This is a genomic window from Agromyces sp. NPDC058126, assembly GCF_042884595.1.
In the GTDB taxonomy this organism is placed as follows: domain Bacteria; phylum Actinomycetota; class Actinomycetes; order Actinomycetales; family Microbacteriaceae; genus Agromyces.
This window is the reverse complement of the sequence record NZ_JBHVTS010000001.1, coordinates 992,096-1,005,368: the sequence shown is the minus strand read 5'-3', so window position 1 is coordinate 1,005,368 and position 13,273 is coordinate 992,096. Positions and strand designations below refer to the sequence as shown.

General features: G+C 70.8%; 9 protein-coding genes and 1 pseudogene. 1 reads left to right on the top strand and 9 read right to left on the bottom strand.

Going from position 1 to position 13,273, the window contains the following annotated elements:
• From ACFVTR_RS04430 to ACFVTR_RS04420, 3 genes and pseudogenes are all read right to left on the bottom strand, one after another.
• Window positions 1-956: pseudogene (locus tag ACFVTR_RS04430) on the bottom strand (hypothetical protein); the annotation flags it as partial.
• A 419-nt stretch (window positions 957-1,375) separates the two neighbouring features.
• On the bottom strand, window positions 1,376-3,103 hold the full coding sequence (locus ACFVTR_RS04425; protein ID WP_387035086.1) for a hypothetical protein: 1,728 nt from the start codon (window positions 3,101-3,103) through the stop codon (window positions 1,376-1,378).
• Window positions 3,104-3,427: 324 nt separating this feature from the next.
• Complete coding sequence (locus ACFVTR_RS04420; protein ID WP_387035084.1) at window positions 3,428-4,009, bottom strand: hypothetical protein; 582 nt, start codon at window positions 4,007-4,009, stop codon at window positions 3,428-3,430.
• A gap of 47 nt (window positions 4,010-4,056) precedes the next feature.
• Here ACFVTR_RS04420 and ACFVTR_RS04415 point away from each other — a divergent pair, with 47 nt between their 5' ends.
• Complete coding sequence (locus ACFVTR_RS04415; RefSeq protein ID WP_387035083.1) at window positions 4,057-4,944, top strand: A/G-specific adenine glycosylase; 888 nt, start codon at window positions 4,057-4,059, stop codon at window positions 4,942-4,944.
• Window positions 4,945-5,017: 73 nt separating this feature from the next.
• Here the strand turns inward: ACFVTR_RS04415 and rbfA are convergent, their stop codons facing one another.
• The 6 genes from rbfA to ACFVTR_RS04385 form a co-directional block, all read right to left on the bottom strand.
• Window positions 5,018-5,482, bottom strand: coding sequence for a 30S ribosome-binding factor RbfA (gene rbfA, locus ACFVTR_RS04410; protein ID WP_387035081.1), 465 nt, complete (start codon window positions 5,480-5,482; stop codon window positions 5,018-5,020).
• A gap of 60 nt (window positions 5,483-5,542) precedes the next feature.
• Entirely contained in the window at window positions 5,543-8,329 is a 2,787-nt protein-coding gene (gene infB / locus ACFVTR_RS04405; RefSeq protein WP_387035079.1) for a translation initiation factor IF-2, read from the bottom strand.
• Between the two features lie 83 nt (window positions 8,330-8,412).
• The gene (locus ACFVTR_RS04400) at window positions 8,413-8,676 is read right to left on the bottom strand and encodes a YlxR family protein (protein WP_387035077.1); all 264 of its coding nucleotides are present in this window, start codon (window positions 8,674-8,676) and stop codon (window positions 8,413-8,415) included.
• Between the two features lie 64 nt (window positions 8,677-8,740).
• Complete coding sequence (nusA, locus tag ACFVTR_RS04395) at window positions 8,741-9,739, bottom strand: transcription termination factor NusA (protein WP_376940906.1); 999 nt, start codon at window positions 9,737-9,739, stop codon at window positions 8,741-8,743.
• 99 nt (window positions 9,740-9,838) lie between these two features.
• Window positions 9,839-10,930 (bottom strand): TIGR00730 family Rossman fold protein, encoded by a 1,092-nt coding sequence (locus ACFVTR_RS04390; RefSeq protein WP_387035075.1) that lies wholly within the window; start codon window positions 10,928-10,930, stop codon window positions 9,839-9,841.
• A gap of 167 nt (window positions 10,931-11,097) precedes the next feature.
• A complete protein-coding gene (locus tag ACFVTR_RS04385) occupies window positions 11,098-13,164 on the bottom strand; it encodes a PhoX family protein (RefSeq protein ID WP_387035073.1) in 2,067 nt (688 codons plus the stop codon).
• Window positions 13,165-13,273 lie beyond the last annotated feature (109 nt).

Sequence of the window (13,273 nt, the reverse complement as noted above, 5' to 3'; positions counted from 1 at the left end):
GTCTGGTTGAGCGTCCACGGGCCGAACACGACCTCCGACTTGCCGCCCTCGAACACGTAGCCCTTCGCCGGCTTCGCCGTCAGGGTGACCTTGCCGCCCGCGACCGACTCCGACCAGACGACGCCCTCGAGCTTCTTGTCGTAGCTCAGCACGTAGTTGTCGACACCGCACTCATCCGCGAACGAAGCGGTCGGGACGACGATCTTGGTGGGCGGCTTGGTGCAGTCCTCGTATTGCAGCAGACTCTGGTCTCCCTGAGCGGGCACCTTGATGAGCTGACCGTTCTTGCCGGGCTTCTTGTAGGTGAACTCGGGGTAGATGTCGCCGCGGTTCTGGTGGTCGATGTGCCCCGCGTTCAGGAACGCGCTCACCGACGTCGTGAGCCGGACGTACGGGTTCGTGGCGCTGCCCGTGGCGTGGCAGAAGGTGATCTTCTTGACCGTGGTCTCGTTGCCGCAGTCGCCCTTCAGGCCCTCGATGCGACCGTCGGAACCCTTCTTGTTGTTCTTGTCCCAGCTCGTGAAGGCGTAGACCCAGGGGCCGTTGCCCACGGTGTCGCCGGGCAGGCTCTCGGTGCCGAGCTCGAGGGTCGTGTTGCCCTTCGAGGTGAGCGGGCCGCGATCCATGCCGTCGGCGCTCGTCGGCGTGTCCTCGAACTTCGAGGTGCCGACCTCCCACATCGTGGTGCCCGTCTTGCCGTCGGGCACGTTCGAGAGCTTCAGCGTGTACGTCACGTCGTACTCACCGGTCTCGACGTTGCACACGGCTGAGGCCTTGAGGTCGCCCGTGTGCGCCGAGGCGGGGGCCGCGATGCCGACGACGGCGAGGCCGGCGCCCAGGGCGAGCGCGGCGACGGCTGCCGCGAAGCGGCGGATCGGGCTCGAAATCGATGATCGGCTGCGCGGACGGGCATCGCCGTGGGCAGCGTGCGCCAGGCCGGCGCGGGGCTTGCTCATTCGGGTTCTCTCCAGAGATCGGCCCGGCACGGCGGCGGAACGGAGAACTCGAACGCACGGCGAAGGCGCGCACGATGGCAGGGCTTCACCGGGGGGCGCTCGATCCCGCCTCACGGGTGCGCGGTTGCGCACCTGCATGGCCGGGTCGAGCGCACACAGCGGTGATCGTCACGGACGGGTGTCCGTGACGATCAACTTCGGGTTTCGGGTGTTGCGGGTGTTGCTTCGGGTTCCGCTACTGCCGGGGGCTTTGGCAATGTCCCCCATTATGTCCTCGAAATGGGGGACTTGTCAGCCCCTTTTCGCGACGAGGTACGAGATGTCCCCCGAAATGGGGGACGGAGTCCCCTTTTCGAGCCGCAGTGAAGCCCTCGAGCACGAAAGGAGCCCGGCGGACCGGGCCCCTCTCATGTGCTGCGTCAGGACTGCTTGCGACGCAGGCGAGCGATCACGAGGAACGCGATGCCTGCGAGGACCACGACGCCCGCGACGATCGCGATCGTCGTGCCGGCGAAGCCGGTGTCCGCGAGCCCGTCACCGGCGCCGGCCGGCGCGGACGGCGACTCGCCGCCGCCACCGCCGGGCTCGCCCGGGGCCTCGGGGGCGGGCGGCGCCGCGATGCAGTCGGGCGTGGCCGGCGGGTACGCCAGGTCGACCTCGAGCTCGGGGTTCACGACGAACTTGGCGCTCGTGAGGTCACGGGTCCAGGCGAAGTTCTCCTCGGTCTCGACCCACGTGCCGTCGTCGAGTTGCTTCCAACCGGGCCAGGCGACGGCATTGCCCTCGTCGTCGACCGCCGCACCGGGCCAGAGCACCTCGTCTTCGAGCACCCCCTCGTCGTTCAGCGTGCCGAGCTCGATCGTCTCGGTGTGCTCGCCGTCGCTCAGAACGAGCGAGACCTCGCGCGACACGACGGTGCCTGCGGGGTCGGTCAAGGCGACGTGGAAGAAGATCCACGGTGCGTTCGCGAGGCAGACGCCGGCGGCGATGCTGCCGTCGAGGGTCGGCTGCGCCAGTTCGGTGGGCTTCAGGCCGAAGGTGTACTCCACGCAGCCGAGCGTGATCTTGGTGATGACGCCGTCGCCGTGCACGCCCGAGCCGAGCGAGTAGCCGACCGCCTCGACGATCGCGTCGGGGAACGCCGCGACCCATTCCGCAGCCGTGCCGAACCACTCGGAGCCGTTGCCGCCGCCCGTGTTCGGCGCGCCGTCCTTGAGCGACTGCGTCGAGCCGCCGCTCAGCCACCAGTTCTCACCGTAGACGGCCTCACCGACGAGGATGCCGTCGCCGTCGCCGTCGCCGTCGACGTCGATGACGAGCTGCAGGCCGGGCTCGGGGCCGGTGGTCGCCGTGTACTCGAGCGCATCGGCGATGGAGGTGACGCCGACGCCGCTCAGCGGGAAGTTGGTGTCGTAGTAGCCGGCGGCCTTGTCGGTCGAGCTCGCGCCCTCGGTCCAGACGCGGAGGCCGCTCGCGACGAGCTCGTTGTGACCGGTCGATCGGGTCTGGCCGAGATCCCACTTCGAGAGATCGGTCGAGTGGTTCGACGAGAACGTCTCGCACCGCGCGAGTTGCGGGGTCTCGCACTCCTCGTCGGTGAAGACGTGCGAGAACTCGACCGTCGGCCCACCGCCGACGAAGGTCTTCTCGTTCTGCGCGGTCGCCGTGACCGTCTCTCGGCCCTCGGCGTCGCGACCGCTCGTCGTCCAGACGACGTCGGCGGTGTCGTCGGGCAGCACGTAGCCGTCGCCCTCCACGCCGCACTCGTCGACCCATGCGGGCTCGGCCGGGACCGGCAGACCCTCCGGGTCCTCGGGCTCGTTCGGCACATCGACGTAGCTCACGGAGTAGTGGCTCACCGAGTCCTTCGTCGGGTGGTCGATCACGACGGTCGCCTGGGGCGGCTCGACCGGGACGAAGTACTTCGTCGTGCCGGCCTTGACGCAGTAGCCGTCGATGAGCCGGCCCTCGGGAGCGGTCACCGTCACGGTGGCGGGACTGCCGCTCGTGTCGATCTTGCCCGAGTCGAGCGGTTCGCAGATGAACGACGGCTGCGTCGCCTGCGCGGGCAGCGCACCGGCGCCGAGCGTCAGCGCGAGCACGCCCACGACGGTCGCCGCGATGCGGAGTGCACGGGTGGTCCTCATCGGATGGGTCTCCTGGGGTCGGCCCGGTCGAGCACGAGACCGTGTGCTCGCGCGCACACGCGAACAGCAGACGTGCGGCCCCGATCGAGCGATGCTCGAACCGGGCGCCGTCGGGCGTCGCCGACGGACGCGGGGCGGGTGGTCCGCGTCGATCGACTTCAGGCTGTTCGTAGTGCGGGTGATGCGTCGGGTGTCGCTACTGCCGGGGGCTGGCAATCAGCCAATTATGGAGAGCGATCGGGCCCCTCATCGGGCGATTCTGCCGAATGGGGTACAAAATGACCCTCGGAATGGGGAATCCGACCGGGGTACAAACGCCGAGATTCAGCGCGGTGCCGAGGGATCCTCGAGGTCGACGACGGCATCGGCGACGCTCCGCGGGTCGCGTTCGGCGTAGGCGAGTCGATCGGCCGGATCCACGGGCTCGCCGTCGATCGCGATGCGGTAGTCCCAGAGCTCGTCGAGGCGCTCGCGGAGCACGAAGCGGCCGTCGAGCACGAGGATCGCGTCGGCCGGGCCGGTGATCCACTTGGGCTCGACCCATGCGTCGCGCGCCGGGTCGAACACACAGATGACGAACGCGGTGGACCCGCCGAGGCGGAACGGCTCGACCAGCACGCGTCGGAGCGCGGACTCGTCGAAGCCGTACCGGTAGTAGCGCTCGGCGGTGTCGTCGCCGAACACCGCCTGCGCCGAGCGGGAACGGTGGAAGTCCTCCATGCTCGCCCGGAACACCGTGTGGCCCGCCTCCCCGAGCACCGCCGCGAGATCGTCGGCGAACGCCGTCTTGCCGCTCTGCACGGGTCCGTCGACCGCGACGATCATGCGCCCGCGCCCGGAGTGGGCGATGATCTCGCCCGAGAGCTCGCGGAGGAACGTGACCCGAGGCGTCGTGACGAGGCGCATGCTGCGAGCATAACCCCGGGCCATCCGCGGCGGCCTAGGCTGGTCGGATGCCTCGTCCGGCCGCTCACGACCTCGCCACCGCCGTCAACGCATGGTTCGCGGATGCCGCTCGGCCGCTGCCCTGGCGCGCCGCCGAGGTGTCGCCGTGGGCGGTGCTCGTGAGCGAGTTCATGTTGCAGCAGACGCAGGTCGATCGGGTGATCCCTCGGTGGGAGGCGTGGATCCGCCGCTGGCCGACCCCGGCGAGCCTCGCCGCCGAACCGGCCGCCGAGGCGGTGCGCGCCTGGGACCGGCTCGGCTACCCGCGCCGTGCACTCTGGTTGCATCGCGCGGCCGTCGAGATCGTCGAACGTCACGGCGGCGAGGTGCCGCACGAACTCGACGAACTGCTCGCCCTGCAGGGGGTCGGCCCGTACACCGCACGCGCCGTCGCGGCATTCGCCTTCGGCGCGCGGGTGCCCGTCGTCGACACCAACACCCGGCGGGTGATCGCCCGGTCGGTCGACGGCAACGCCGAGCCCGCTCCCCCGTCGACGGCCAAGGATCTCGCCGCGATGTCGGCGCTGCTGCCCGAGCCGCCGCACGAGGCGCGCGTCTTCAACGCCGGCGCGATGGAGCTCGGGGCGATCGTCTGCACCGCGCGCGCCCCGCGGTGCGAGGCGTGCCCGATCAACGATCGGTGCGCCTGGCTCCTCGCGGGCTCACCCGCCTACGACGGACCGCGCAAGTCGAAGCAGGCGCGGTTCGAGGGCTCAGACCGGCAGGTGCGCGGACTCGTCATGCGCGAGCTCAGAGCGGCCCACCGCCCCGTGACCCGGGCCGAGATCTCGGGCGTCTGGGCCGACGCCGGTCAGCTCGAACGCGCGATCTCAGGACTCGTCGCCGACGGCCTCGCGGTCGAGACCGGGGAGGGAATGACACTGCCCGAGGCCTGACGGCCCCGGGCAGCGGTGCATCGACCTGCTCGATCGATGCGAGTGCGGAGTGCTTCGCGAGACGGCTCGCGACTCAGCGGACTTGGACGTCGTCGAAGTCGTCCTCGTCGTCGTCGAGCTCGCGCGGCTTCACGTACGGGTCGGGGTCGCCGGCGTACTCGGCGTTCGCCGCCAGCGCGACCGTCTCCTCGTCGCGCGCACGGGCCTCGTGCAGCAGATCTGCGATGTGCTGCGCGTTCTCGGGCACCGCGTCCGCGATGAACTCGAGGCTCGGCGTGAGCCGGGCCGTGATGTTGCGGCCGACCTCGCTGCGAAGCATCCCGGTCGCGGCCTTGAGCGCGAGCGCCGAGTCGCGACGCTCCTCGTCGGTGCCGTAGACCGTGTAGAAGATGCTCGCGTGCTGGAGGTCGCCCGTGACGCGCACGTCGGTGATCGTCACGAAGCCGAGACGCGGGTCGCGAAGGCCCTTGTCGAGGCGGCGGGCGACGATCTCCTTGATGCGGTCGGCCATCTTCCTGGCGCGTGCCGGATCAGCCATGGGTAGTCAGTGCTCCTTCCGAGCGAAGCCCGGGGCGGCGAGCCGCCCCGGGCCGTTCGGTCACGCGCGAGGCTTCTCGCGCATCTCGATGGTCTCGATCTCGTCGCCGACCTGGATGTCGTTGAACTTGCCGAGGCCGATGCCGGCCTCGAAGTCCGTACGGACCTCGGTGACGTCGTCCTTGAAGCGACGCAGCGACTCGATCGCGAGGTTGTCGCCGACGACGACGCCCTCGCGGATGACGCGGGCCTTCGCGTTGCGCGTGATCGTGCCGGAGCGCACGATGACACCGGCGATGTTGCCGAACTTCGAGGAGCGGAACACCTCGCGGATCTCGGCGACGCCCGACTGGACCTCTTCGTACTCGGGCTTGAGCATGCCCTTCAGCGAGTCCTCGATCTCGTCGATCGCGTTGTAGATCACCGAGTAGAAGCGGATGTCGACACCTTCGCGAGCGGCGCGCTCGCGCGCCTTCGTGTCGGGTCGCACGTTGAAGCCCACGATGATCGCGTTGTCGATCGTCGCGAGGTTGACGTCGCTCTCGGTGATGGCGCCCACACCGCGGTGGAGGATGCGCAGCTGCACCGAGTCGTCGACCTCGATCTTCATGAGCGACTCTTCGAGCGCCTCGACGGCACCCGACACGTCGCCCTTGATGATGAGGTTGAGCGACTCGACCTTGCCCTCCTCGAGGGCACGAGTGAAGTCCTCGAGCGAGATGCGCTTGCGTGCCTTCGCGAGCTGCGCGTTGCGCTCGGCGGCCTCGCGCTTCTCGGCGATCTGGCGGGCGGTGCGGTCCTCGTCGGTGACGAGGAACGTGTCGCCGGCGCGCGGGACGCTCGAGAGGCCCTGCACCTGCACCGGACGCGACGGGGTCGCAGCGGTGACGGCGTCGCCGTTCTCGTCGGCCATGGCGCGAACGCGGCCGTAGGCCGTGCCCGCGACGATCGCGTCGCCGACCTTCAGCGTGCCCGACTGGATGAGCACGGTCGCCACGGCGCCGCGTCCCTTGTCGAGCTTCGCCTCGATCGCGACACCGCGAGCCGCCTTGTTCGGGTTCGCACGCAGGTCGAGACCCGCGTCGGCCGTGAGGAGGACCGCGTCGAGCAGCTCCTGGATGCCGATGTTGTTGCGCGCCGACACGTCGACGAACATGACGTCGCCGCCGTACTCCTCGGCGACGAGGCCGAACTCGGTGAGCTGCTGGCGCACCTTCGCCGGGTTGGCGTCCTCCTTGTCGATCTTGTTGACCGCGACCACGATCGGCACGTTCGCCGACTGGGCGTGGTTCAGCGCCTCGATCGTCTGTGGCATGATGCCGTCGTCGGCCGCGACCACGAGGATCGCGATGTCGGTGACCTGCGCACCACGGGCACGCATGGCGGTGAATGCCTCGTGGCCCGGGGTGTCGATGAAGGTGATCGCGCGGTCGACGCCCTCGTGCTCGGTGTGCACCTGGTAGGCACCGATGTGCTGCGTGATGCCGCCGGCCTCGCCGGCGACGACGTTCGCGTTGCGGATCGCGTCGAGGAGTCGGGTCTTACCGTGGTCGACGTGGCCCATGACGGTGACGACCGGGGGTCGCTGCGCGAGGTCCTCGTCGGTCTCGTCCTCGAGCTCCTGGTCGAGGTCGATGTCGAAGCCCTCGAGGAGCTCGCGGTCCTCGTCTTCGGGCGAGACGACCTGGATCTTGTAGCCGAGCTCTGCGCCGAGGACCTCGAAGGTCGCCTCGTCGAGCGACTCGGTCGCGGTCGCCATCTCACCGAGGTGGAACAGCACCGTGACGAGCGAACCGGGGTTCGCGTCGATCTTGTCGGCGAAGTCGGAGATCGAGGAGCCACGACGCAGGCGGATGACGGTGTTGCCGTCGCCGCGGGGAACGCTCACGCCGCCGAGCGACGGGGCCTCCCGCATCTCGAACTCTGCCCGCTTCGTCCGCTTCGACTTGCGCGCCTTCGACTTGCCGCCACCGCGACCGAAGGCACCTGCCGTGCCGCCGCCGGGGCCGCGACCACGGCCGCCGCCGCCCGCGGGACGCGGGCCGCCGAAACCGGTGCCGGGTGCGCCGCCGGGGCGCTGGAAGCCGCCGCCGCCGCCGGGACGAGCGCCTGCACCGGCGCCGCCGGGACGCTGGAAGCCGCCGCCGGGACGACCGCCTGCGCCGGCCGGGCGCGGAGCGCCGGGACGCGGCGAACCGGGGCGCGGAGCCTGCGGACGCGGGATGTTGCCGGGGCTCGGGCGCTGGCCCATGCCCTGCGAGCTCGAGAACGGGTTGTTGCCCGGGCGCGGCTGAGCGGGGCGCGAGCCCATGCCCTGCGAGCTCGAGAACGGGTTGTTGCCGGGGCGCGGCGCGCCGGGCTTCGGAGCGCCGGGGCGCGGAGCCGCGCCGCCGGGCTTCGGGGCGGAGGCACCGGGCTTGACGGCGTCGCTCGAGGCGGCGGGCGCCTCGGCGGCCTTCTCGGCGGCGGCCTGGGCCGCCTTCTCCTCGGCCTGCGCCTGGCGCTCGGCGACCGTGAGCGGCGCGTCGGCCGGGGCCGCGGGCGCCGGAGCGGGGGTCGGAGCCGCCGGAGCGGGCTCGGCGACGGGCTTCGGAGCCGGCTTGGGGCCGGGCTTCACGCCGGGCTTGGCAGCGGGCTTCGCCGGCGCGGCGGGGGTCGCCGCGGGCGCGGCCTGCGCGGCGGCGCCGGCGGCCTCGAGCGCCGCCTTCAGGCGACGTGCGACGGGGGGTTCGATGGACGACGAGGGTCCCTTGACGTACTCGCCCATCTCCTTGAGCTTCTCAAGGGCGATCTTGCTGTCGACACCGAGTTCGGATGCGATCTCGTGTACGCGTGGTTTGGCAGCCACTTCTCTCCTGTTCCGGGCCTGCGCCCGGACAGGGGCAGACCATCAATGGCGGACGGGACTCATTTCGAGCCGCTCATTAGTTGTCACTCATTGGTCATCACTTGTGGGTTCAGCCTGTTCTCTACGTTGCCGGTGTCCACCTCGCCGCGAATGCGGAGCGCTCGCCCGAAGGCGCGCTTCCGAACGGCGAGCCGGTAGCACTCGGGTGTCGGATGCAGCCACGCACCCCTGCCCGGAAGCACGGCCATGACATCGGCCACGACGTGGGAGTTCTGGGAGACGACCCTCAGAAGCGAGGATCGCGGGGCGCGCGAACGGCATCCGATGCACGTTCTGACAGGTTCCATCTTACACTCTGCGCTCATGCCCGCCGACGCGGCGGGCGGTCGGGCGCTGACGACCCTCGGCGGATCAGCCCTGTTCGAGGATCGAATCGGGCTGGATATCGATCTTCGCCCCGGTCAGCTTGGCGGCCAGGCGAGCGTTCTGGCCCTCCTTGCCGATCGCGAGCGAGAGCTGGTAGTCGGGCACGAGCGCACGGACCGCGCGCGTCGCCTCGTCGATGATGTAGGCGCTCGTCACCTTCGCAGGGCTCAGCGCGCTCGCGACGAACGTCGCGAGGTCGTCGGACCAGTCGACGATGTCGATCTTCTCGGCGCCGAGCTCGGCGGTGACCGCCCGAACGCGCTGGCCGAGCTCGCCGATGGCGGCGCCCTTGGCGTTCACGCCGGGCTGGTTCGCCCGAACCGCGATCTTCGTGCGGTGACCGGCCTCACGGGCGAGCGAGACGATCTCGACGACGCCGTTCGCGATCTCGGGCACCTCGAGCGCGAAGAGCTTGCGCACCAGCGCGGGGTGCGTGCGGGAGACCGTGATCGACGGACCCTTCGTGCCCTTCGAGACGCTGGTCACGTACACGCGGATGCGCTGGCCGTGCGGGTACTCCTCGCCAGGGACCTGCTCTTCGGGCGGCAGCATCGCCTCGACCGTGCCGAGGTCGACGTGCACCATGCGCGGGTTCGGTCCCTGCTGGATGATGCCGGCGACGATGTCGCCCTCGCGGCCGCGGAACTCGCCGAGCACCGCGTCGTCGGCGATGTCGCGGAGGCGCTGCATGATGACCTGCTTCGCCGCGAAGGCGGCGATGCGGCCGAAGTCGCTCGGGGTGTCCTCGGCTTCGCCGATGACCTCGCCCTCCTCGTCGAGCTCGGGCACGAAGATCGAGACGTGACCGGTCTTGCGATCGAGCTCGGCGCGTGCACCCGTCGGGTTCGCATGGCCGTGCAGGGTCGGGTTCTGGTGCTTGAGGTAGGCCATCAGGATCGCCTGCTCGATGATCTGCACCAGTTCTTCGAACGGGATCTCTTTCTCGCGCTCCACCATGCGAAGCATGCTGAGGTCGATGTCCATCGCCCGGCCTCCTCTATTCAGCTCTCATGCCGCCACCCCTCGGAGCGGACACTCTACGGTACCGGATGCCGGGGCCTCCGAGTACCCGTCGGGCGCGGTTCAGCCGCCGACGGCCGGCACGGCCGGCGGCGTCGCGTCGGCCGGCGCCGACGGCAGCGCGTTGAGCGCTCGGATGAGCCGGTGCAGCTCCCCCACCCGGTGCTGGTCGGGCTCGAGGATGACGCGCGGCAGCTCGAGCGCGTCCCTGGTCTCGCGCTCGGGCCGGAGGGGCTCGGTCCGTTCGATGCGCCCGGCGGCGAGGAGGTCGCCGAACCGGTCGTTCAGCTCGTCGATCTCGTCATCGCCGGGCTGTGCGTTGAGGCGCAGCACGAGCCGGTTCCCGACCCAGCGCAACGAGTCGTAGTTGCGCCAGAACCCGGTGATCTCGGCGGCGGCGGCCTCGACGGAGTCGGTGATGAGCACACGATCCAGGTCGTTGCGGTTGATGAGCCCCGCGGGCACGAGCGAGTCGTCGACGAAGCGCTCGAGCCCCTCCCAGAAGCCGACACCGGGCGCATCGAGCAGCACGATCGGCATGGGTTCGGCCTTGCCCGTCTGCTGCAGCGTCAGGAGCTCGAACGTCTCGTCGAGCGTGCCGAAGCCGCCCGGGAGGCACACGAAGCCGCGCGACTCCTTCACGAGCATGAGCTTGCGGGTGAAGAAGTACTTCATCGCCACCCGGCTCGCCTCGGCGATCGCCTCGTTCGGCTCCTCCTCGAAGGGCAGCCGGATGGACACCCCGAGCGCGCGCCCGGGACCCGCACCCGTCGTCGCGGCCTCCATGATGCCCGGCCCGGCCCCGGTCACGACCATCCAGCCGTCGGCGGCGAGTGCGGCCGCCACGTCCTGCGCCTGCCGGTAGAGCGGGTCGCTCGGCGAGGTGCGGGCGGATCCGAACACGGTGACCTTCGGCACCCGCGCGTACGGCGCGAACAGCCGGAACGCGGCGCGCATCTCCTCGAGCGCCGAGGCGGTGATCTTCAGGTCGAGTCGCCGCGTGCCGTCGGCGCCGAGCCGGAGCCCCGTGAGCAGGATCCGTTCGACGAGCGCGCGGTTCTCGCGGATGCCGGCCTCGTCGAGCAGGGCGTCGACGCTCTCGAGGAGTTCTGCTGGGAGGGTCTCGTCGACGCGGCGAGCGGGCTGCATGGTCATGCCTCCAGCCTCCCATGCATCCGATCGACGGGGGCGAGCGGACGCCGCGCGGCTCCTGCCGCGCGGCATCCGTTCTCATCGCCGCGCCCCCACGCGGCGGAGTCGGAGCCGCGCCCCCACGCGGCATCCGACGGCTTCGCCGTGCACCACGGCGGAGTCGGGCGCACCTATTCGCGCCACACCTGCACGACCGACGGTCGCGGCGCGGCGACCGCACCGGGCGCGGTCGAGCCGTAGTCGGGGAACAACGACGTCGGGGCGGCGAACGCCCCCTCCTCGCCTGGGTGCTGCACGGCGACGAACACGACGCCCTCCTCGGCGCGGATCACGGGGCCGCAGGTCTCGGCGTCGCGGGGCACCGAGAGGAACTGCTGCACGTGCCCCCGCTCCGGGCCTTCGAGCGGCACCTTGAAGAGGCCGTCGTTCTTGCGGATCGTCGACGGCTGGCCGTCGGTCGAGATCCACAGGTTGCCCTCGGTGTCGAACGCGACGTTGTCGGGGCACGAGATCGGCGAGACCTTGTCCTTCGGATAGCCCGCGAAGTAGGTCTGCGTGATCGAGGCGGGGTCGCCGCAGAGCAGCAGGATGCTCCACGCGAAGCGCTCGCCCGACTGGCCGCGCAGCTCGGTGAGCTCGATGACGTGCCCGTCGCGGTTCGTCGCACGCGGGTTCGGCTCATCGACCGGCGGTCGGCCCGCCGTGCCGCGCTGCGTGTTGTTCGTGCAGGCGACGTAGACGCGGCCGCTCGTCGGGTGCGGCTCGACGTCCTCGCAGCGGTCCATCTTCGTCGCGCCGACGAGGTCGGCCGCGAGACGGGTGTTCACGAGCACCTCCTCGATGCTCATGCCGGGCACGACGCTCGCGCCCTTGCGGGTGAGCGCGACCCACTCACCCGAACCGTCGAAGGCGCCGTCACTCGGCAGCTTGCCGGTGCCGTCGATCTCGGCGGCGGGCGAGTTGCCCGAGAAGCGGGCGACGAACAGGTCGCCCTCGCTGAGCAGGCGACGGTTCTGCTTGCGCGCACCCGGGTTGTCCTTCGGGTTGAACTTGTGCTTCGAGACGAACTTGTAGAGGTAGTCGCCGCGCTCGTCGTCGCCCATGTAGGCGACGGCCCGGCCGTCCTCGGCGATGCGCACGTTCGCGCCCTCGTGCTTGAAGCGCCCCATCGCGGTGTGCTTCACCGGCGTCGACGTCGGGTCCTGCGGGTCGATCTCGACGATGTAGCCGAAGCGGTTGCCCTCGTTCTCGTAGCCGGGCGCCGAGCCGTCGAAGCGGGGGTCCCAGGTCTCCCACCCGGTCGAGGTCGCGGCGTCGGCGAAGCCGTAGCGCTTGCGCGCCGCGGTGTCGGGCGCCGCGCGGAAGTAGCCGTTGAAGTTCTCCTCGCCGCTCAGCACCGTGCCCCACGGGGTCGTGCCGCCGGCGCAGTTGCCGAGCGTGCCGTTGACGACGGTGCCGCTCGGGTCGCCGGCCGTCTGGAGCAGCGCCGAGCCCGCCGCCGGCCCGGTGAAGGCGAACTCGCTCTCGACCGTGATGCGACGGTTGCGGGCGCCGCCCGTGACGATGCGCCAGGGGCCGCCGATGCGGTCGCGTGCGACCTCGACGACGGTCATCCCCTGCGCGGCCTTGTAGATCTCGCTGCGGCGACGGAGCTCGGCCGGGTCGCTCGACGGCGGGAACATGATGCCCGGGTTCACGTACTCGTGGTTCGTGACGAGCACGCCGGTGAGCCCGCCGCGGTCGGCGATGACGTCGAGGTAGTCGTTGTTGTACCCGAACTGGCGGGCCTGCGCCGCGGCGCTCTGGTGGTGCAGGTCGAAGGCCGGCGCATCGGCGAAGATCGGGTCGCCCCAGCGCACGAGCGCCTGCCAGCGGTACCCCGCCGGCACCGTGAACTCGTCGACGAGGTGCGAGACGGGCGCGATCGGCTCGAACGGCAGGCCGGATGCCACGGCTCCACGCGTGGCCGCGGGTCCGAACGCGGCCGCCTGTGCGGGTGCTGGCTTCAGCGCGGCCGCGGCGACGAGGGTGAAGGCGCCGGCCGCACCGAAGCCGAGGAGGGCCCGCCGGCTGAGGGCCGCCGAGGCGAGCGAGCGGAACTCGGGGTTGCCCGAGGTGTTGCACTCGGGTCCGAGGCAGGCGTCGGCGCACTTCAGGCGGCAGGTCACGGGCGAGCGCTTGCCGCGCGCGTGGTCGACGATCGGCAGCGATCGGCGGGTCGGTTCGGCCAGGGTCATCGGGGGCGTCCTCACTCTCGGCGGCGTACGCGTCGAGCGTCGTGCCGCCGGGAGAAGCGCGCGGGTCGCCTCGGTGAACGGGAGGTGTCGCGCGCGGGAACGATGGCCC

Bases quoted from the DNA above. Each gene is read 5' to 3' on its own strand.
- ACFVTR_RS04425 (WP_387035086.1), bottom strand. From the start codon at position 3,103: ATGAGGACCACCCGTGCACTCCGCATCGCGGCGACCGTCGTGGGCGTG.
- ACFVTR_RS04420 (WP_387035084.1), bottom strand. From the start codon at position 4,009: ATGCGCCTCGTCACGACGCCTCGGGTCACGTTCCTCCGCGAGCTCTCG.
- ACFVTR_RS04390 (WP_387035075.1), bottom strand. From the start codon at position 10,930: ATGACCATGCAGCCCGCTCGCCGCGTCGACGAGACCCTCCCAGCAGAA.
- ACFVTR_RS04400 (WP_387035077.1), bottom strand. From the start codon at position 8,676: ATGGAACCTGTCAGAACGTGCATCGGATGCCGTTCGCGCGCCCCGCGA.
- rbfA (WP_387035081.1), bottom strand. From the start codon at position 5,482: ATGGCTGATCCGGCACGCGCCAGGAAGATGGCCGACCGCATCAAGGAG.
- ACFVTR_RS04415 (WP_387035083.1), top strand. From the start codon at position 4,057: ATGCCTCGTCCGGCCGCTCACGACCTCGCCACCGCCGTCAACGCATGG.
- nusA (WP_376940906.1), bottom strand. From the start codon at position 9,739: ATGGACATCGACCTCAGCATGCTTCGCATGGTGGAGCGCGAGAAAGAG.
- ACFVTR_RS04385 (WP_387035073.1), bottom strand. From the start codon at position 13,164: ATGACCCTGGCCGAACCGACCCGCCGATCGCTGCCGATCGTCGACCAC.